The organism is Candidatus Delongbacteria bacterium (genome assembly GCA_041675285.1).
In the GTDB taxonomy this organism is placed as follows: domain Bacteria; phylum CAIWAD01; class CAIWAD01; order CAIWAD01; family CAIWAD01; genus CAIWAD01.
On the sequence record JBAYTZ010000007.1, the window covers coordinates 80,690 to 101,335 of the forward strand.

Sequence of the window (20,646 nt, forward strand, 5' to 3'; positions counted from 1 at the left end):
AAGCTGCCTGATCCCCCACGGGCATGGTTTCTGCTGCATGGTTTGCCATCCGGACTCGCACAAGCTGCACAGCTTGGTTTCCACTTGCTTGCCCAACCATCTCGTCGAGTCCGCCTGCCGGCTTGTCAAGAATCCCGAACACGCCATTCCGGCCCTTGCCAGCGGGATGCCGTGCCCGCCAGCGCCAGGAGGAACCATGTGCCGTACTCTTCTCCCAGCTGTCGCCTTGCTGCTGCTGGCTCTCGATGTCCCGGTGATCCACGCCCAACAAGTGGACCTGACCGGATTCGGCTACCTCTCAAATGGCCAGATCAGCCCGCTGGGGAATCCGGTGAACTTTGCCTCCGGGCAGGTTTGGAGCGGAAGGGTGCATGTGAACGGCGCTGCGGGTCGCTCCCCGTCGGGTTATCCCCTGTTCACGGGGCCCTTTTCCCAGACGGAGCCTGCCGTCAACAACATGAGTGAAGGTGAGTATGACGAGGTGTTCCAAGGGGGATGGTGCATTCCCCATGCCCCGCTGGAATGGGACTTCGAGGACGAGCTGGAGTTGATCCGCCAGGTCTGCCCGCCGGAGCACCGCTGGACGGCGCTGCTGGACAGCCTGCCCCTCACCACGCTGATCCGCTTCGACGGCCCGGTCTACCACGCGGCCCAGTACAGCCCGACTCAGGTCCAAGGAGTTGACACGACCTACACCGTGCCGTGGACCACCCTGCCCTTGCCTGGCGGCGACCAGCCCCAGCTCATCTGGGTGCAGGGCGTGGCCCGGGTGAAGGGCGTGGTGGAGGGCCAGGTGACCCTGCTGGCCTCGGACAGCCTTTTCATCATGGGGGACGTGATCACCGCGGATGTCCTGCTCGAGACCTATCCGCCCTTCCCGCCCACCGCGGAGGCCTTGCATGGCATGGTGCCGGAGGGTTCGTTCAACCGCATCGGGCTCATCGGCGAGCAGAATGTGTTCATTGCCGCCACCCTGGAGAACGGCTTCGCCAACGGAATCAACACCCCGAGTGTCACCTGCGGCCTGCCCAATCACCCGGTGGTGGAGCAGGGCTGGCAGGGACGGATGGACGTGATCATCAGCGCCGCCGTGCTGGCGGGCTGCAGCTTCGGCACCGAGTACTGGAAGACCACCGCTTACAACGCCGATCCCCCGGCCCCCTTTCCGCAGGCGGCATGCGGCGACTCGGCGTACACCCACGTGCAGTTGTGGGACAATCTGCCCGGCGGCACGTGGCCGGATTGTCCCAATGCCTCCCCGAGCGAGGATCGACGAGGCACCCTTTGGTTCTGCGGTTCCCTGGCCGTGCAGCGGGCGGGCTACAACATTGTCAACCCTCCCGGCTCCATGGGCAACGTCACGGTGGGCTACCAATACCGCCGCCAGTCGCACGACTCCAACTTCCTGCTCAGCCCGCCGCCCTACTGGCCCGCCACTCGCTGGCTGCCGGAGCGCTGGGCCGTGGTGGAACCTACCGCGGAGGCCCCGCCCTGCGGCGTGGTGACGGACCCCGCCGCGCTGGCTCAGGCCTGGGCCTGGGGCGCGCCGGCGCTGCAAATTCGCAGCAGCCAGCCGGAGGCGGAAACCCCGCTGCACGGCCAAGTGCGCGCCTGGGTGAACCACGAACCCCAGGCCCTCTCCCGGTTCACCCTGGCGGGGGACTCCGTTCTGGTGTGGGTCCCCAATTTCAGTCTCTCCCCTTGGACAGCCGGCCCGGCGCGGGTCTGGTTCGAGGTGGAGACCGGCGATTTCTGGGGCGAGGACCAGTCGCTGGAAGTGCAGGCGATTTGGAATGCGGACGGCACTGACTGCGCCTGGTTCTGGGACGAAACCGCCCTGCCCCCGGTGCCCGCGCATCCCGCCGCCTTCCAGCTGGGCGAGCCCTGGCCCAACCCCTTCAACCCCGTGTGTCACGTGACGCTGGCGCTGCCCGCACCCGGCGCCGTGACGCTGGAGGTCTTCGACCTGCTGGGCCGCCGCGTGGCCCTGCTGCAGGACGGCCCACTGGCCGCAGGCGCCCATGATTTTTCCATCGACGGGAGCGGCTGGGCGGCAGGCCTGCATCTGCTGCGGGTCACGCACGCGGGTGGCGTGGAGATGAGGAAGCTGCTGCTGGTCAAGTGAGGAGTCGTCCCATGATTCGTCCGCGCTGGATTCTTCTACTGATGTGGGTGGCTGGCAGTGCCTTCGCTACGTCTCTTGCCCGCTTCCAACTGGTTTTGAATGAGCCGTCCACACCGGAGCACGGCGCCTTCCGTTTCGGCACTGAGGCGAGTTTTGAGGGCCGTGTGCATCTCAATGGAGTGGGGATAGCCCCAGCAATCGGTCTACCATTCTTCCATGGCCCCTACTCGCAGTCGGGAGATGATTTCGCCGGTTTGGACGAAAGACATTTCCCCACCGTGTTCCTGGGTGGCTGGAGTTTCCCGCACGATCGGCTGGATTATAACTTCGATGCCGACCTGCAAGCCCTGCGCCAGCAATGCCTGCCCGATCATCACTGGCTGGGATCTTTGGACACGCTGGCTCTGACCACACTTCTTCGGTTCGACGGATCCGTGTATCACGCGGCCCAGTATATCCCGGACCTCAGCGCAGGCATCGACACGGTCTGGCATGTTCCGTGGACCACTCTTCCCCTGCCCATTCCCGCGGCGCCCTTGGTGATCTGGGTGGAGGGTGTGACGAGAGTCAAGGGCGTGGTCAGTGGCCAGGTGACCGTGCTGGCCGCGGATTCGCTGTTCATCATGGGCGATTTGATCACTGCGGACACGGACACGGTCCACGCCTCGGACCCGGTACTATTCGGTTGCTCACCCGCTGGCTCACCGCATCGCATCGGTCTGGTGGGCGAGAAAGACATCATCCTGGCCGCCACGCTTGAAAATGGTTGGGCCAATGGTGCAGGCACGCCCAATGTGGACTGTGGGTTGAGCAGCCGGCCTGTGATTTGGGGCAATGGCCAGGCGCGTCGTGATGTGATGGTCCATGCCTCCCTGCTTGCTCGTTGCACCAGTTTCGAGACGGAGTTCTGGAAGACCACGGCGTTTGGCGCCACGGTGCCGCCGGTGGCCGACACGCTCTCGGAGTGCCCGGGACCGCGCAATACGCACGTGACCCTCTGGGACGATGTGCAGGGTGGCAGTTGGCCAGATTGTCCGGGGGCCGTTGCCCTCAATGATCGGCGTGGCACGCTCTGGTTCAGCGGCTCTGTGGCTGCCGAGCGCAGCGGGTTCCTCAGTCGCAATCCGTGGGGAGGTCCGTGGGGTCAAGCCTACATCGGGTACTTTCAGCGGCGCTGGGATTTCGATGATAATCTATTGGCTTTGGCACCGCCTGGCTGGCCCGAACTACGCTGGCTGGACGACACTCCCGTGCAGGTCACCTTGAACGTAGGGGCGGGATCCAACTGGGGCGAGGTGGACGATCCCGCCGCCCTGGCGCTTGACTGGGCTGCCGGGCAGGTCCGGCTGGAATTCGAGGCACTGGGCGACTCGAGCGAGACGGGCGAGGATCTGCGCATCCAGACCTGGATCAATGGCCTCGTGGTGGACAGCGCCGAGGTGGCGTTGAATCGGGACACGCCGGTGATGCACTGGACTTCCAGTCTGGAGCTTTCGCCTTGGCTAGCGGAGCCGGGCACCTTGCATGTAGAGGTTCAGCGGGGCATCCATGTGGGATTGCTCAGAGAATACGACCTGTTGGAGCGCTGGAACGAGGGGGGCGCGCTCTATTCGTGGACGTGGCAGGAAACAACCGTGATTCCCGCCCGTCCGGCGACCGCTCTGCTTTCCCAGCCCTGGCCCAACCCCTTCAACCCTGTGTGTCACGTGACGCTGGAACTACCCCATCCTGGCGCCGTGACGCTAGAGGTCTTCGACCTGCTGGGCCGCCGCGTGGCCCTATTGCAGGAGGGTCCGCTGGCCGCGGGCTCACATGAGATCCCCATCGACGGAAGCGGCTGGGCGGCGGGTCTGCAGCTGCTGCGAGTCACGCACGCGGGGGGCGTGGAGATGAGGAAGCTGTTGCTGGTCAAGTGATGTCCCCTGGAAAGGGACAGGGACGGGATAGAGGGACGCAAGCCCAATTCCGGCAATGGGATCTGAAGTGAAGGAGCCGCGAGCATGATTCGATTGCCGGTCCTCTGCCTGACGCTTTTGGCCCTGGGCCAGCTAGAGGCCGCCAGTCTGGCCGGTTTGACCTATGCCAGCGATGCTCAGGCATTTCCAGATGGGATCCCCGCGCGCATTGTATGGCGTGAATTTGGGCAGATCCATACCAATGGCCGTTTCTATCCCGACCCCGCGGGCTTTGGCTCTGATTTGATCGCCAACCAGGTAGAGGAACTGTTGCCCGACCAGGAGGGCTACTTGCCCAACGTGCTTGGTCGACACGATGAATTGGAGTTGGACTTCAGCGAAGACCTGGCCCGCCTGCGCGCCGAGTGCGAACCCTGGCACCATTGGCCGGCCCGCGCGGACAGCCTGGAGCTGACCACCCTGCTGCGTTTCGACGGCGGTGTGTATCACGCGGCGCAGTTCGCCCAATCCCAGGTGGCGGATGGCGACACCAGCTGGAGCGTGCCCTGGACGGTCTATCCGCTCCCGCAGGCGCCCCAGCAGGCTCCACTGATCTGGATCGAAGGCGTGGGGCGGATCAAAGGAGTGGTTCAGGGCCGGATCACCGTGCTCTGCAGCGACTCGCTCTTCCTGATGGGCGACCTGCTCACGGCCGATACCATCCTGGAGCCCTGCGCCGGTGATCCGCCCGCTGAGAACTCACCGTTTGGCACCGTGCCGGCCGGCTCGCCCAACCGCATCGGACTGATCGGCGAGCGCGACGTGATCGTCGCCGCCACATTGGAGAACGGCTTCGCCAATGGCCTTCAGACACCAGGGGTGGATTGCGGCTGGCCCAACGATCCTGTGGTGACGGTGTGCGGAAGTCGACGGCGCGATCTGATCCTCACGGCAGACGTGCTGGCCCTCGGCTGCACGTTTGAAGTGGAGTTCTGGAAGACGACCGCCTGGGGAGCCACGGTTCCACCTGTCGCGCCCCAAGCGGAACCCTGCGGCGGGTTCAGCAACACGCACGTGCGGCTCTGGGACAATGAACCCGGCGGAAGCTGGCCGGATTGCCTCGGGTGCAATGACTTGAGTGATCGTCGGGGCACTCTCTTCCTGATGGGATCGCGTGTGATGCAGCGGGCCGGATACGTCAGTCGCAATCCGGTGGGGGCCTGGGGTAATGCCTACATCGGGTACATGTTCAGGTGTTACCGGTTCGACCCCGCTCTGGCCGCGGACCCACCGCCCTACTGGCCCCAGCTGCGCTGGCGCCCGCCCGTGGAGCTGCATCCCACGCTAATCACGGGCACCCACTCCGCCTGCGGCAGCGTCACGGACGTGTCGGCCTTCCTGGAGGACTGGAACGCGGGCCTCGTGCGCCTGACCCTGGTGCCCGAGGCCATGGCCGAGGATTCCATTTCCATCCGGGTGCTGCTGGACTTTCAGGGTTCTGAGATCATCCTGGAAGAGCGCACGCTGGGGATCGATCAGCCGCTGATCGAGTGGGTGCCGACAGTGGATCCTTCCCCCTGGATGCAACACGATCCCGTCACCCTGCACGTGGAAGTCCGGCGCAACGACGTGCTGCAGAGCCATGACGGCTGGGTGGCGGGGGAATGGCGGCCGGTGTGGAACACGGACGGCGAGGCCTGTTCCTGGCAGCTGGATGCCCTGGAGCTGCCGACAGTCCGGCCCGCGACTGTTCTGCTTTCCCAGCCCTGGCCGAACCCGTTCAACCCCGTGTGTCACGTGACGCTGGAACTGCCAGTGCCCGGCGCCGTGACGCTGGAGGTCTTCGATCTGCTGGGCCGGCGCGTGGCCCTGCTGCAGGATGGTCCGCTGGCCGCGGGCGCTCATGACATCCCCATCGACGGGAGCGGTTGGGCGGCGGGCCTGCAGCTGCTGCGGGTCACTCACACGGGGGGCGTGGAGATGAGGAAGCTGCTGCTGGTGAAATGAGGCACTGCCGGACAGCCATCCCAACGGACGGGATTGGCCGGCAGGACAGGAGGTGAGCGTGCGAATGGGAACGTGGCTGACACTGGCTCTGGTACTGGGCGGCGCGGCCTCGGCGCAACAGACAACCAGCCTGGCTGCCTTGCTTTGGGCACAGGATGTGCCTCTGGCGCCGGAAGGCAATCCCGTGAGAGTCAATAACGCCTTCTACGGGTGGTGCCATTTCAATCAACAGCCCGATTTCGGAATTGGCGCCCGCATCATCTGTCTTTCCACGTGTGACGAAATGGTTGTGGAGCCAATCCCCCCTCCGCCCGTGTGGACCTACAACAGCTTCTCCCATGCCCGGCTGCTGCTGGACTCCGATGAGGAGTTGGACAGCATGCGCTCCGCCTGCCTGCCGGAACATCGCTGGGCGGCGGCGCTGGACAGCCTGCCCCTCACCACGCTGATCCGTTTCGACGGCCCGGTCTATCACGCGGCCCAGTTCAGCCAGGCCCAGGTACAGGGAGCGGACACGGTCTACACGGTGCCGTGGACGACCACCTCCTTGCCGACGGGCGACCAGCCCCAGCTCATCTGGGTGCAGGGCGTGGCCCGGCTCAAGGGCGTGGTGGACGGCTCCGTCACGGTGCTGGTCTCCGACAGCCTGTTCATCACCGGCGATCTGATCACTTCGGACACAATCCTCGAGCCTTGTCCCGGCGATCCGCCGCCGGAGAACAGCTTGTTCGGCACCGTGCCGGCAGACTCACCGCGCTTCATCGGTCTCATCGGCGAGAACAATGTGATCCTCGCCGCGAGCCTGGAAAATGGATTCGCCAATGGCTCGGATTCCCCCGGCGCCGCGTGTGGACTTCCCAATCCGGATCCCGTGATCACCCAATGCCAACAGCAGCGCCGCGACGTGGTGGTCACCGCCTCCATTCTGGCGCTGGGGTGCTGCCTGGAGAGCGAGTTCTGGCAGACCACCGCCTTTGGCGCCATGGTTCCTTCGCCTGTGCCACAGATCACCGAGTGCGGTGGAAGCGCCAATACTCACGTGCGCATCTGGGACGCAAGTGATGGGTGCGAGGGACTGTCCTCCACCTACGATCGTCGCGGCACGTTTTTCTTCTATGGCTCCCTGGCCCAACGGGCTGCCGGGTTCCTGATCCGCAACCCGGTCGGACCCTGGGGCCAGGCTATGATTGGATACCAGTACCGCGCTTTCAGCTATGACCCGCGCCTGTTCACCCAGGCCCCGCCCTTTTGGCCGGCGGCCCACTGGCAGATACCAGAGTTGGACATCCAGCTGGAAACGGACAGCATCGCGGTGTGTGGCGAAGTGACCGATCCGGACGCCTTCGTGGCCGGCTGGAACGAGCAGGTTGGCATCAACCTGACGGTTGCGGAGAACGAGTGGAATCTGCCGGCCAACGTCCAACTGGTCACCTGGGTGAACGGTGTGGCCATGGACAGCACCGCCCTGCGCGTGTGGGACAGCGAAGCCTGGCATCCCGGCCTGGACCTGGAGCCCTGGCGGGATTCCGGCGCCCGGGTGTGGGTGGAAGTGCGCCAGGGCGAATGGTGGAACCTGCCCGGGTCCATGGCAGGCAGCCTGGACTCCCTTGGCGTGTACTCCCGCTGGAATGTCGACGGTTCGGAGTGCGCCTGGGAGTGGGGCGGCACGGGCGTGGGGCCTTCTCCTCAACCCGCCGCCTTCCAGCTGGGCGAGCCCTGGCCCAACCCCTTCAACCCCGTGTGTCACGTGACGCTGGTGCTGCCCGCGTCCGGCGCCGTGACACTGGAGGTCTTCGACCTACTGGGCCGGCGCGTGGCCCTGCTGCAGGAGGGCCTGCTGGCCGCGGGCGCCCATGAGATTCCCATCGACGGGAGCGGCTGGGCGGCGGGCCTGCATCTGCTGCGGGTCACGCATGCGGGTGGCGTGGAAGTGCGCAAGCTGCTGTTGGTGAAGTGATTGGCTGCGGGAGTGATGCGGGAGCACTGCGGGAGAGGAGTCACCAAAGGAGCCTGGCTTTCGTGGCTCACGAAGGGAATTCGAGCTCGCCGGCGGGTCCGCAGGCCCCCTCCGGCGGGAGGGGCTTCCCTATATTCGGATGTCAAGAAAGGGAGGCGCGCATGCGCGTCAGGGCTCTGTTGGTGGGATTGCTGCTTTGGGCGGGCGCGACCGACGCCATTCTGCAACTGGATCTCCCCGCCGCCACGCTGGACGAGGCCTGCCTGGGCGAGCTCCAGGCCCGGCTGTTTTGCGTGGGCAGTGCCCGGCCCTGGCCCGCCAGCGCCATTCTGACCCCCTCGGGCCATCCGGCCCACTGGCACCTGATCTTCCAGTACGACGACGAGTTGCGCGGCAAGCAGATGGACAAGGTGGAGCTGCAGGTAGGCAAGGAACACCGCCAATGGAAGCCGGGCAAGCTGGAGGCGGGCTATCCCGTCGGTCCGGCCTTTCCCCTGACGGGCAAGCTGCGGCCTCTGGCCCCCTGCGCCGCCGGCGCCGCCCCCGCACTTCTACGCCTGGTGCCCGATCCCAAGTCGCGGGCGACCACGATCCAGGTCTATCTGGGACGGGAAGGGGCCATGCGGCTGGAAGTTCTTGACTTGCTTGGGAATTCAGTTTCCACGTTGGGAAACGGCAGCCGCCAGCGCGGGCTTCACAACTTCCTCTTCACCGGCGCGGGACTGCCCGCCGGACTCTACCTGTTGAAGCTGGAAGCGGAGGGTCGGCGGGAGATCCGCAAGCTGCTGCTCTCCTGAGCCGCCCAATGGCATGGCGCTTGCTCAGGGCTGCGTACACACCGCTCCCACCCCCGATTTCATTGGTGGGATCGTTTCGGAACTTTACATTCGACACGAAAAACAGCTAACCGGGAGAAACTTGTGAGCGTCCTGCGTACCGCCGCGTATGGGTTGGTCGGCCTTGTCCTTTGCTGTTCCCAGGCCAATGCCCAGGGCGCCGACGAATCCCGCAAGGCGGCCCCCGATTCGTCCCCCGGCATGCCCATGGTCCTGCCAGGTTATGCCCAGCTGGAGGGCTTCACCCTGACGGAGCCCGGCGGCATGAAGCCCCTGACCCATCGCCACATCGAGGTCATCACCGTCACGGGCGAAGTGGACCCCCCTTTCGCGGACGGGGACGACCGCATCCAGACCGTCAACCCGGAGTACAACGAGCCGCGCTTCAAGGAGCTGATGAACCAGTTTCCGGGCCTGGTGAAGGCCACCATGACGGTCTTCGTGGAAGAGCCCGATGCCAGTGACACGCGCGTCCAACTCTGGGAGCAGGTGATCGTGCGCGTCTACGATTCCGAGGACAAGGACACGGCCCGCCACTACTGCGACACCACTCCCTGGAAAGCGCAGCCGGGCTTCAACGATATCACGCCCAAGCAGGTCCAGTTCGGGGCGTGGAAGTCCATCAAGAAGAGCCACAGCAACTCTAAATGAAATGGGGTCTCCCATGAAGAAACTCTCTCTGCTGACATTGTTGACCTTGGCTGGTGCTAGCTCCTCGTGGGCCATCTACCAGTTTGACGTGCGCATCGAAGACATGGGCGTCATCGACTGCTGGAACCCGGCCACCTGCGCGGCCACGGAAGGTTCCATCACCATCGTCAACGACAACGACGAGATGGACGTGCGGGTCATCCCCGCCACGATCATCCAGGGCGGCATTCCGGAAGCCTACGGCTTCGTCTGCGACGCCGACGAGCAAGTGGACAACTGCGAAGGCGACGACAGCTTCACCATCACCGAGCGTCGCGCCCACTTCGAAGGCCCCGGTTTCCGCTACGACCTCGTGCGGACCCAGATGATCCCCTACCCCTGCAGCATCCCCTTCGCCGCGCGGATCATTCCCACGGCCGACGACGGCTGCTACGAGGCGCCGCAGATTCTGGAGTGGACCTGGGAGAACTATCCCGAAGGTCTGGTGGAAGTGACCGCCGACTTCGTGGTTGGCGCCGGCGAGACCCTGTTCGTCGAGCCGGGCATCCAGGGCAACATGGGCGCGGGCATCAAGATCATCGTCCAGGAAGGCGGCGACGTGGACGCCCAGGGCACGCTGGAGGACGGCATCGTCTTCAACGGCCAGGGCTGGGGCGGCTTTGACTTCGAAGCCAACTCCGACGCCACCATGCGCTACGTCACCGTCAAGAACGTAGCCTCCACGGACGACGGCGGCGCCTTCAACGTCGCCAGCGGCGCCTGGGTGCGGATCTACGATTCCATCATCGCCCACAACAGCACCACGGGTGAGGGCGGCGCGGCCTACCTGCAGGACGGCGGCATTATGTCGCTGAACAGCTGCACGGTTTCCGACAACATGGGCGCCACCGTCGGCGGCGTCTACGTGGGCGGCGACTTCTCCCAGTTCGAGTGCAGCATGTCCATCCTGAGCTTCGCCTCCCCGGCCAACACGGAGCTGGTGGGCACGGGCTTCGCGAACGTCGGCTTCACGAACATCTATCCCCAGAGCACGGGTTTCCCCGAGGGCATGGAAGTGCTGAGCTGGAACTGCGATCCGGGCTACGTGGACGCGGCCAACTTCAACTACTACCCGTCCTTCTGGTCGGTTGACGATCCCGCCGTCGTGAACTGCATCATCGACGTCTCCGTCAACGAGCTCGAGAACGATCCCGACGGCACCCCGGGCGACCTGGGCGCCATCCCCTTCGATCAGCACGAGATCATGATGCCGGCGACTATCCTCGCCGTGACCGACCGTCCCAACGACCAGGGCGGCTTCGTGCTGGTGGAGTTCCTGGCCTCCCCGAACGACGGTTCCATGCTGAACCCGACCACCATGTACTCGGTCTGGATCCAGTACCCCGGCATGAGCGAGGACGAATGGGTGTCCGCCGGCACGGTGGCCGCCATCGCCAACCCCGAGCAGCACTACTTCGTGCAGGTCCCGACGCTGGACGACCAGTTCGAAGGCAACGAGAACATCCACGCCTTCATGATCGGCACCCACAGCGTGCACTTCCCGGTGCCCGCCGCCTCCGCCGTGATGACCGGCTTCTCCCTGGACAACCTGGCCCCGCCGGTCCTGGCCTCCACCAACGTGGGCACCTGGGAGTACGACCAGTTCCCGGCCGAGAACGACCTGATCACCCTGTCCTGGAGCGGCAGCGCGGCCAACGACTTCTCGCACTACGTGGTGCTGACCTCGCTGTCCGAGGACATCAGCACGGCAGAGCAGTACTATCAGGGCCCCGCCACCTCCGTGGTCTACAGCCAGCCCTTCGGCGAGCTGCAGGACGGCGACCACCTGTACTTCTGGGTGTCCGCCGTGGACGAGCACGCCAACGTCGGCACCCCGGTGCTGGGCGGCGCGGACTACGTGGGCATCGCGGACCGTCTGCCGCGCGCCTACGCCCTGTCCCAGAATTACCCGAACCCCTTCAACCCCTCCACCACGATCAACTTCGCCCTGCCGCAGGCCGGCCAGGTGAAGCTGTCCGTCTACAACATGCTGGGCAACGTGGTGGCCACGCTGGTCAACGGCCAGAAGGCCGCGGGCAATTACAGCGTGAAGTTCGACGGCAGCCAGTTGGCCTCGGGCGTCTACTTCTACAAGCTGGAAGCCGCGGGCTTCAGCGACCTGAAGAAGATGATCCTGGTCAAGTAAGCCGACCCTGATCCATCGTCCCGGGGGGCCGCGTGCCCCCCGGGATTTTTTTTGTTCCCTCCCCCCCGACGCACGCCCCACACGCCCAGCTGAAGCACTGCCCTGGCGAGCACCGCAGCGGTCCACGGAGTTCTCTTGTAACACAGGAGATGAACATGAAATGGCAGCGGCGGATACTGGCCTTCAGCGCACTCCTGTTGCTGACTTGCGCGCGCGGCGCAGGGGCCGCGTATCAGTTCAACGTGCTGGTGGATGACCTGGAAGAGATTGACTGCTGGAACTCGGCCAGCTGTTCGGCCACGGCAGGCTCCGTCACCATTGTCAGCGACGAAGATCCGGGGGTCACCCACGAGTTTGCGTGCTCCATCTTCCAGGGTGGCGTCCCCCTGGCATACTCCTTCGTCGTGGATGCCGACGACTGGACCCATTGCGAGGACGGAGCGAGCTACACGATCACAGAGCGGCAGGCCCTGTTCGAGGGTCCGGGCTTCCAATACGAGCTGGTGAACAGCATCGGGGTCCCCTATCCGTGTGACATGCCCTTTCCCGTGCGGCTCATTCCGGCCCCGGGCAGCGACGGATGCGTGGAGTGGGCCTGGCCGGAGGACTGCGAGCTGGATTGCGAGATCGTGCTGCTCGAGGATTTCGAGGTGCCGGCGGGCGAAACCCTGACCATTCCGCCCGGAAGCACCATCACGTGCCTGCCGGGCGTGACGTTCACCGTCCGGGGCGAGCTGCTCGCGCCGGGCAGCGCGGAGCATCCCATCACCATCACGGGTCAGAATTGGGACGGGCTGGAGTTCTTGGGCGACGGGACCGGCCTGCTCAGCCACTGCCGCATCCACGCGGTGACACACGAGGGCGCGGGCGGCGCCCTGCGGCTGACGGATCAGGCCCAGGTGCGGCTGACCCGCTGCCTGGTGAGCGGCAACGAATCCAGCGGCGACGGCGGCGCGGCCTGGCTGGCGGGGGAGTCCGTGCTCAGCCTGCAGGCTTGCACGATTGCGCACAACCGCGGCGCCGCCACGGGAGGCGTGCAGCTGGAGGGCGGCCAGTGCTTGCTGGAGGCCAACCTGAGCCTCGTGACCCACGCCGAACCCGCGGGCAGCGAGATCCGCGGCGCGGGCTTCGTGCATCTCGAAAGCACCGATGTCTTCCCGCAGCTGGAGGACTTTCCCGCCGGCCTGCAGCCGCCGCGCTGGCATTGCGATCCGGGTTATCTCAATCCGTCCGCCGGGGACTTCCACATTTCGTTCTGGGCGCCGGAAGACGGCAGTCTCGTGAACTGCACCATCGATGTGTCCATCAGCGAGCTGGAACTGGATCCCGACGGCACGCCCGGCGACATGGGCGCTTTCCCCTTCGATCAGCACCTGGTGCTACGCCCCGCCACCATCCTGGCGGTGACGGATCGGGCCGAGGATCAGGGCGGCACGGTGCTGGTGGAGTTTCTGGCTTCGCCCAACGACGGCTCGTGGATCAATCCCACCACATTGTACTCCGTGTGGATCCGCTATCCGGGCATGAATGAAGATGACTGGGTTGCCGCCGGAGCCGTGGCGGCCCAAGGCGACCCCGGCCGGCACTACGTCGTGCCGGTGGCGACGCTGGACGACCGCTTCGAGGGCCACGAAAACGTCCACGAGTTCCTGATCGGCACCCACAGCGTGCAGTTCAGCGGGCCCGCCCTCTCCGCCGTCGTGCCCGGCTTCTCCCTGGACAATCGGGCGCCGGAGCCGGTGACGGACGTGTGGGACACGGATTGGGAGGTGGATCCTTGGCCTCCCTTCTGGGTGAATTGCGACGTGGATTGGAGCTACGAGACACCGCAGGACTTTTCCCACTTCGTGGTCTTGGGCTCTCAAGTGGAAGATCCAGACACCGCGCAGCTGGTTTACCAGGGAACCGACGCCCACTGCACCCTTACACTCGAAGGGGGCCCTCCCAGCATCTACTTCCTGTGGATTTGGGCCGTGGATCGCCATGGAAATGCCGGGCCAGCCATGATATACATCATCCTTTCAATGGATTTGGAGCCCGGGCGTCCGGCGGCTTTTGTTTTAGAGCCCAACCTGCCCAATCCTTTCAATCCATCGACTCGCATTGCCTATGAACTGCCTACAGCCGGCCAGCTGCGCTTGACCGTTTTCAACCTGGTCGGTGCAGAAGTGGCGCGCCTGGTGGACGGCCACCAACCTGCGGGTCGGCATGAGCTGCTGTTCGATGGCAGCGGACTGGCCAGCGGCGTGTACGTCTACCGGCTGGAGACGCCCGGGCAGTGCGCCCAGCGCAAGATGCTGCTGCTCAAGTGAGCGGCGGCGCGTTGTGCCCACGGATCACCGTGGCACAGGACGTGCCCACGGGATGAACGGCGAAAGGAGGGAATTCATGAGTGCCCGCATGTGGCTGTTCTCTCTGCTGCTGGCGGCCTGGCCCGCCCGTGCCATCTACCAGTTCGACATCCGGGTGGAGGACATGGCGGTCGTCGACTGCTGGGATCCCAACAGTTGTGCGCCATACGCGGGCTCAATCACCATTGTCAATGACGACGATGAGAGCGAGCTCCACGTCATTCCCTGCGCCATCTCGACGGGCGGCTCCCCCTTGGCGTACCAGTTCGTGGCGGACGCGGACTCGCTGGTGGACAACTGCGAGGGAGACGCCACTTACACCATTGTCGAGCGTCGGGCGCGTTTCTGCGGGCCGGGGTTCGGATACATGGTGAGTCGCCCGCAGCAGATCCCCTATCCTTGCGGGGTTTCCTTTCCCAATCGCATCATCCCCACCGACGATACCGGCTGCGATGTCTCGTGCGGACAACCCTACTGGACGTGCTATTCCTGGGAGGCACACCCGTCAGGGGTCGTTACCCTGCTGGACGATCTCATCGAACTCGTCCTCCATCCGTCGACGCGCGACCTGTGCATCGATCCCGGCATGCGCCTGCACTTCCAGCCTGGAAAGCGTCTCATCGTCGCGGGACCCGGCGAGCTCCGCATCCAGGGCACAGCGGAGGCACCCATCACATTGGCAGGGGAGGACTGGGGCGGCGTGGAATTGCGGGACGGCGCGCGGTTGGAGCTGCGCCACGTGCGGATCACGGGCGTGAACAACCCGGGCGACGGCGGCGCCTTGGAAGTGGGGCCGGGCAGCGAGGCGCGGCTCTTCCACTGCATCGTGGATCACAACGCCTGCGCCGGCGCCGGCGGGGCCGCCGTGGTGCGGGAGAACGGCCTGCTCTTCCTGGATCACTGCACCGTGGCCGACAACACGGGCGGCACGGCGGGCGGCGTCTTCCTGGCGTCGCCCAGCGCCCAGTTCGAGAGCAACATGTCCATCCTCGCCTTCTCCGCGCCGGCGGGCACGGAGCTGACGGGCGAGGGTTTCGCCCACATCCCCTTCACCGACTTCTTTCCTCAGACCAGCGGCTTCCCGCCCGCCATGGACGCGCCGGACTGGACCTGCGAGCCGGGCTTCGTGGAGCGCGCGGCCGGCGACTATCACCTCACCTGGCTGGCCCCGAATGATTCCAGTCAGGTGAACTGCGTGGTGGACGTGTGGGACGACCCCCTGCAGCTGGATCCCGACGGCACGCCGGGGGACATGGGCGCGCTGCCCTTCGACCAGTACGACCTGCTGCTGCCGCCGCGCCTGCTGGAGGTGACGGACCTGCCCGACGACGAGGGCGGCCGGGTCTGGCTGCGCTTCCAGGCCTCGCCCAACGACGGCTCCCCGCGCAACCCCGTGCTGGGCTACTCGCTCTGGCAGCGCTATCCGGACGCGGCGCCGGGCGATCCCTGGTTCTCCGTCGGCTTCCTGCCGGCCACGGGCACGCCCGGCGGCTGGCGGCAGACCTTGCTCAGCACCTGGGACGACCAGTGGGAGGGCCATCCCAACCTGCACGAGTTCCGGGTGGCCGCGCACAGCGTGGACTTCCCACAGCCGGCCTTCGCGCCGGTCTGCCCGGGCTTCTCGCTGGACAACCGCGGGCCGGTGGCGGTCTCCAACGTGAGCAACTCGGACTGGTACTACGATCAGTGGCCGCCCACGCAGGATCTGCTGAATTTGAGCTGGGACCATCCCTACGGCGCGGACTTCTCCCACTTCGAAGTCTGGATCTCAGGGGAGGAGGACGTGGCGACAGCTGTCCTGGCCTATGCGGGAACGCAACGAACCTGCATGCTGAGCTTCCCGCTCGGGGAGCTGCAGCCGGGAGATCCGCTCTACTGCTGGATCCGCGCGCTGGACGTGCACGACAACGCCAGCCCCTGGGTCGAGCACCCCGTGATCAGCCTGATTCCCACTACGGCGGTGGAAGTCCAGGCGCCACGGGGCTGGGACCTGCTGCCCAACGTGCCCAACCCTTTCAATCCGCTCACCCACATCCGTTATAATCTGGGCGCGGCCGGCCCCGTCCGTCTCGGCGTCTGGAATCTGGCGGGCCAACAGGTGGCCGGGCTGGTGGACGGCGAGCAGCCTGCCGGGCCGCACGAACTGGAATTCGACGCCCGCGGACTGGCCAGCGGGGTCTACATCTACCGACTGGAGGCCGGCGGCCGCGCGTGGACGGGCAAGATGCTCCTGGCGCGCTAACGAGCCCGGCCTCGCAAGCCTAGGAGTCCCATGCCTCAGGTCCTTCTTCTCCTGCCGGCGCTGGAAGGCGGCGCGGCCTGCCTCCGCAGCCTTGACAGCCTGCTCAACCAGAGCCTGGGTGATTTCGAAGTGCTGGTCTGCACCAACGGCCGCGGCACAGTGGACCTGCCCGCGGATCCGCGCTTGCGCCTGGTCACGGACGAGTTCCGCAACCTCAGTTCCATGAAGGCCGCGCTGTTCGCGCGTGCATCCGCCGAGCTGGTGGCCGAGTTGCCGGAGGGTCTGGAACTGGAGCGCGAGGCGCTGGAGCGCGCCGTGCTGGCGGCCCGGACCCAACCCAAGGCCGGGGCGTTCTACGGCCGCGTGCGCGAGGTGGCGGACGGCCCGACGGGGCCGGAGGAGCAAGTGCTGACGCCGCGGCTCTGGCCCGGCGACCTGACCGAGCGCGTCAATGTCGGACCGCTGGTCTTCCTGCGCCGAACAGCCCTCTTGCAGAGCGGCAACTACGACCCGGCCTTCAACACGGCCCACGAGTACGAACTGCGCCTGCGCATGCTGGATCGCTGGGAGTGGTTCGGGCTGGACGCCGTGCTCTGCACCATGCGGCCGCGGCCGTTGGAGAGCGCGGCCGCGCGCCAGCTGGGGGCCAGCAAGGTCTTCTCGCCGGGCGAGGGTCCGCAGGGCGGCTTCAGCTACCTGTTCTACGGGCCGGCGGAGGAGATGGAGTTCGAGACCGCCTTCAAGAACTACCTGCGCGCCCACGACGCCTACCTGAGCCACCTGCCCGCCACCGTGAAGCCGGTGGGCGAGCCGGGCACGGTGAGCGTGGTCATTCCCTTCCACAACCGCGCCCGCTTCCTGGACCGGGCCATCGCCTCGGTGCTGGACGGCCGCTGGCCGCAGGTGGAGGTGATCTGCGTGAACAACTGCTCCACGGACGACGGCGCCGCCGTGGTCCAGGCCTGGGTGGACAAGGACCCGCGCGTGCGGCTGCTGGAGAACGACCGCAACGTCATCGCCCGCGCCCTCAACCTGGGCGTGTCTCGCGCGAGCGGGCGCTACGTGGCCCAGCTGGACTCGGACGACGAGTACACACCGCGCACCCTGGAGGCCGCGGTGGAGGGGCTGGAGGCCCATCCGGACTGGGGTCTGGCCATCTCCTACTACGAGTTGATCTCCGAGGACGGCGAGCCGCTGACGGAGTTGGGGATCATCAAGCACCTGGAGTACGATCCCAACAACCACCTGCGCGTGGATGGCGCCGGCGCCGTGCGCGTCTGGCAGCGGGCGGTGATCGAGGAGCTGGGCGGCTTCGACGAGGAGCACTACGGCGACTTCGCCGAGGACTACGACCTGGTGGCCCGGGTGGCGGAGAAGTACACCGTGGGCAAGCTCCACGAGGTGCTCTACCGCTATCGCCGGCACCCGGACAACACGGACGTCAAGCGCTCGGCGGACATGAAAATCGGCAACAAGACGCGCATCCGGCACGCGGCCATCGCGCGGCGCCGGGCCCTCAACCAGCGCTTGCGCGGAGGGGATCAGGCCTGATGAGACGTTGGAGCGCCGCCGTCCTGCTGCTGGCCCTGCTGGCCCGCGGCGTCAATCCGGCCGGGTCGCCGCAGGCGCCCCGCGGGCCGGCCGCTGGAGCGCCGGCCACCGGGCCAGCGTCCGGGCTGGCCCTGCCGGATTCGCTGGCGGCCTGGCTGGACGGACTGGGCGGCGACTCCCTGCTGGTGCAGCTGGCCGTCTCGGAGCTGACGGCGGGCGGCGCGCGCCGGCTCTACGGCCGCCTGGACGAGTTGCGCCAGACCCCCGCCTCGCTGATCAAGCTCTGCACGGCCAGTGCCGCGCTGGAGCTCTGGGGCCCTGACCATCGCATCGCCACGCGCGTGGCCTACGATCCCGGCGAGCTGCGCTTCCAGAAAAAGAGCGGACTTCTGCAGGTGGAGCACGTGTGGGTGGAGGCCGGCGGCGATCCCAGCCTGGGGGCCGAGGATCTGCGCCAGCTTTTCCTGCAGATCTGGCAGGCCGGCGTGGACCAGGTCTCCGGCCCGGTCTGCGTGTTGCCCAACCGCTTCGCCGCGGAGCGCCAGGGTCCCGGCTGGATGTGGGACGACGCTGGCGCGCCCTTCGCCGCGCGGCCCTCCGACCTGACCGTGCAGGGCAACTGCCTGGTGGCGCGTTCCGGCCCGGGGGGCTGGGAGCTGCCGGGCTCGGCCCTGCTGCGTGTGGAGCACGAAGCCGCCGCCCGTGGCGCGGAGGCCCGCCTGACCCGCCGCTGGGAAGAGGCCCGGGACGAGATCTTCTTTATCGCGCCGCTGGCCCCGCCGCCCAGCGGCCCGGCGCCACGCTGGCGCGTGCGTCCGCCCGACCCCGCCTGCAGCGTGGAGCACCCGGATTCCCTCTTCCGCTCGGTCTGCTTCGAGGCGGCCCAGGAGGTGTTCGGCGAAGCCCGTCCGCCCGTTCTGAACGGCGCCCTGGCCCTGCCCGTGGCGCCGGTCTGGAAACAGCACCTGAGTCCGCCGCTGGCCCAACTGCTGGACAGCGTGCTGACCGAGAGCTGGAACCTGGGCGCCGAATGCCTCTTCCAGGGGCTTGCCCTGGACCGGCCCGGCCTGACAGGCACCAATTGGGAGCGCGCCGCGACCCTGGTGGAGCGCGTGCTGAGCGACTCGCTGGGCGTGCGGGGCTGGCGTCGGCAGGTGGACGGCTCCGGTATCTCGCGTTACAACTCCATCGCGCCCCGCCAGTTCGTGGAGTTGTTGGCCGCGATGGAGCGCCGGCATCCGGGCCTCCTGCGCGGCTTGTTGCCGGGCACGGGGGAAGGCACCCTGCGTCTGGACGGACCCAAGCTGCCGGCCGGTGTCCGGCTGGCCGCCAAGACCGGCACCCTGCGGGGCGTGGTGGGTCTGGCGGGCTACCTGGAGCGCGAGCGCGGCCCGCGCCTGGCCTTCTGCCTGTTGATTTCCGGCCAGCAGGCGGGGCGCGACGCCGTGCGGCTGCGCAACCGCGTGCTGACCCGGCTGGCGGCCTGGCTGGAGTCGGTGCCGGAGGAGTTGAAATGAGTTTCCTGCGCTGGGCTGCGGCCGGATGGCTCGGCGTTGGCCTAAGCCTGCTGCTGGCGTTGCCGGCGGGGGCCAAAGGTCCCTTCCGCAGTCCCCTAGCGGCGCCCCGGGTGCTGAGCGGGCTGGAGGTTCTGCTCAGCGACTCTCTGGCTTGCGTGCAGGGCAAGCGGGTGGCGCTGGTCACCAACCAGACCGGCCGGGATGCCCAGGGCCGCAGCAGCATCGAGCTATTGGCCACGCATCCCCGCCTCAAGCTGGTCCGGCTGTTCGCCCCCGAGCACGGGCTGGACGGCAGCCGGCCCGCCGGGGAGCAGATCTTGGACGAGCGCGATCCCGGCAGCGGCCTGCCGGTGAGCAGTCTCTACCAGGGCTCCAACCAGGTGGATCCGGCCCTGCTGGCGGGGCTGGATCAGGTGTTGTTCGACATCCAGGACATCGGGATCCGGCCCTACACCTTCACGTCCACCCTGGCGGAAGTGATGAAGGCCGCGCGCAAGGCCAAGGTGGAGGTGGTGGTGCTGGACCGCCCCAATCCCACCGGCGGTCAGCTGCTGGGCGGCCTGACGCTGGAGCCGGCCTGGTCCAGCTTCATCGGGCTCTACCCGGTGCCGTACGTGCACGGTCTGACCATCGGCGAGCTGGCCCAGCTCTACAACCAGTCCTTCCAGATCGGCTGCCGGCTGCGGGTGATTCCCATGCGCGGCTGGCGCCGGGGCATGACCCAGCTCCAGACGGGCCTGCCCTGGATTCCCACCTCGCCCAATGTCCCCAACTGGGACACGCCCCTGGCCATGGGGATCACGGGGGCGGTGGGCGAGCTGGGCACGGTCTCCATCGGCATCGGCACGGCCTCGCCCTTCTGGGTGGCCGGCACCGTCGAGGCGGACGCGGAGGCCATGGCCGCCGCCTTCAACGCCGCCCTGGTGCCCGGGCTGCGCGCCATTCCCTGGCGCTGGACGCCTTGCGCCGGTTCCTGGGCGGGCAAGAGCTGTCGGGGCATCCGCTTGCTGGTGACGGATTTGCCCAGCCTGGATCCCGGGCTGGCGCAGTTGGCGCTGCTGGAGTGCCTGAAGGCGGGGGGTGTGGATCCCCTGGCGGGAGCCGGCGAAGCCCAGCGGCGGATGTTCTGCAAGGCGCTGGGCACGGAGCGGATTCTCACGCGGCTGGCGGAGGGCCGCCCGCTGGCGGACCTGAAGCAGGAGCTGGCGCGGGACAAGCGGGCCTTTCGCGAACTTCGCCGCACCGCCTTGCTCTATCCGGATTGAAATCCCACCATCTGAACTAAAACTGTCCGACATGGAACAAATGGCTGCAAGGGGTGGTTTTGAC

At 66.8% G+C, this 20,646-nt stretch carries 12 protein-coding genes; all 12 read left to right on the forward strand.

Features of this window, described 5'->3' with window-relative positions:
- The first annotated feature begins 196 nt into the window (after positions 1-196).
- The 12 genes from WC326_08905 (at position 197) to WC326_08960 (ending at position 20,582) form a co-directional block, all read left to right on the forward strand.
- A complete protein-coding gene (locus tag WC326_08905; GenBank protein ID MFA7331179.1) occupies positions 197-2,125 on the forward strand; it encodes a T9SS type A sorting domain-containing protein in 1,929 nt (642 codons plus the stop codon).
- Positions 2,126-2,136: 11 nt separating this feature from the next.
- Positions 2,137-4,041 carry a hypothetical protein gene (locus WC326_08910; GenBank protein ID MFA7331180.1) on the forward strand — a complete coding sequence of 635 codons (1,905 nt, stop codon included), beginning with the start codon at positions 2,137-2,139 and terminating at the stop codon, positions 4,039-4,041.
- Positions 4,042-4,125: 84 nt separating this feature from the next.
- A complete protein-coding gene (locus WC326_08915; GenBank protein MFA7331181.1) occupies positions 4,126-6,027 on the forward strand; it encodes a hypothetical protein in 1,902 nt (633 codons plus the stop codon).
- A gap of 289 nt (positions 6,028-6,316) precedes the next feature.
- Positions 6,317-7,984: a T9SS type A sorting domain-containing protein gene (locus WC326_08920; protein MFA7331182.1), complete on the forward strand. Its 1,668-nt coding sequence runs from the start codon at positions 6,317-6,319 to the stop codon at positions 7,982-7,984.
- Between the two features lie 161 nt (positions 7,985-8,145).
- Positions 8,146-8,781: a hypothetical protein gene (locus WC326_08925; protein ID MFA7331183.1), complete on the forward strand. Its 636-nt coding sequence runs from the start codon at positions 8,146-8,148 to the stop codon at positions 8,779-8,781.
- A gap of 123 nt (positions 8,782-8,904) precedes the next feature.
- Positions 8,905-9,471, forward strand: a complete 567-nt coding sequence (locus WC326_08930) for a hypothetical protein (protein ID MFA7331184.1) — start codon at positions 8,905-8,907, stop codon at positions 9,469-9,471.
- 13 nt (positions 9,472-9,484) lie between these two features.
- Positions 9,485-11,656 carry a T9SS type A sorting domain-containing protein gene (locus WC326_08935; protein ID MFA7331185.1) on the forward strand — a complete coding sequence of 724 codons (2,172 nt, stop codon included), beginning with the start codon at positions 9,485-9,487 and terminating at the stop codon, positions 11,654-11,656.
- A gap of 155 nt (positions 11,657-11,811) precedes the next feature.
- Complete coding sequence (locus WC326_08940) at positions 11,812-13,968, forward strand: hypothetical protein (protein MFA7331186.1); 2,157 nt, start codon at positions 11,812-11,814, stop codon at positions 13,966-13,968.
- Between the two features lie 76 nt (positions 13,969-14,044).
- Positions 14,045-16,249 carry a T9SS type A sorting domain-containing protein gene (locus WC326_08945; protein ID MFA7331187.1) on the forward strand — a complete coding sequence of 735 codons (2,205 nt, stop codon included), beginning with the start codon at positions 14,045-14,047 and terminating at the stop codon, positions 16,247-16,249.
- Positions 16,250-16,279: 30 nt separating this feature from the next.
- Positions 16,280-17,800 carry a glycosyltransferase gene (locus WC326_08950; GenBank protein MFA7331188.1) on the forward strand — a complete coding sequence of 507 codons (1,521 nt, stop codon included), beginning with the start codon at positions 16,280-16,282 and terminating at the stop codon, positions 17,798-17,800.
- Positions 17,800-19,317 (forward strand): D-alanyl-D-alanine carboxypeptidase, encoded by a 1,518-nt coding sequence (locus WC326_08955; protein ID MFA7331189.1) that lies wholly within the window; start codon positions 17,800-17,802, stop codon positions 19,315-19,317. The genes WC326_08950 and WC326_08955 overlap by 1 nt, the downstream gene beginning before the upstream one ends.
- Positions 19,314-20,582 (forward strand): DUF1343 domain-containing protein, encoded by a 1,269-nt coding sequence (locus WC326_08960; GenBank protein ID MFA7331190.1) that lies wholly within the window; start codon positions 19,314-19,316, stop codon positions 20,580-20,582. Before WC326_08955 ends, WC326_08960 begins: the two co-directional genes overlap by 4 nt.
- The last annotated feature ends 64 nt before the right edge of the window (positions 20,583-20,646 follow it).

Coding starts and splice junctions, on each gene's coding strand:
- WC326_08940 (MFA7331186.1), top strand. CDS start 11,812: ATGAAATGGCAGCGGCGGATACTGGCCTTCAGCGCACTCCTGTTGCTG.
- WC326_08935 (MFA7331185.1), top strand. CDS start 9,485: ATGAAGAAACTCTCTCTGCTGACATTGTTGACCTTGGCTGGTGCTAGC.
- WC326_08945 (MFA7331187.1), top strand. CDS start 14,045: ATGAGTGCCCGCATGTGGCTGTTCTCTCTGCTGCTGGCGGCCTGGCCC.
- WC326_08915 (MFA7331181.1), top strand. CDS start 4,126: ATGATTCGATTGCCGGTCCTCTGCCTGACGCTTTTGGCCCTGGGCCAG.
- WC326_08955 (MFA7331189.1), top strand. CDS start 17,800: ATGAGACGTTGGAGCGCCGCCGTCCTGCTGCTGGCCCTGCTGGCCCGC.
- WC326_08905 (MFA7331179.1), top strand. CDS start 197: ATGTGCCGTACTCTTCTCCCAGCTGTCGCCTTGCTGCTGCTGGCTCTC.
- WC326_08960 (MFA7331190.1), top strand. CDS start 19,314: ATGAGTTTCCTGCGCTGGGCTGCGGCCGGATGGCTCGGCGTTGGCCTA.
- WC326_08950 (MFA7331188.1), top strand. CDS start 16,280: ATGCCTCAGGTCCTTCTTCTCCTGCCGGCGCTGGAAGGCGGCGCGGCC.
- WC326_08910 (MFA7331180.1), top strand. CDS start 2,137: ATGATTCGTCCGCGCTGGATTCTTCTACTGATGTGGGTGGCTGGCAGT.
- WC326_08925 (MFA7331183.1), top strand. CDS start 8,146: ATGCGCGTCAGGGCTCTGTTGGTGGGATTGCTGCTTTGGGCGGGCGCG.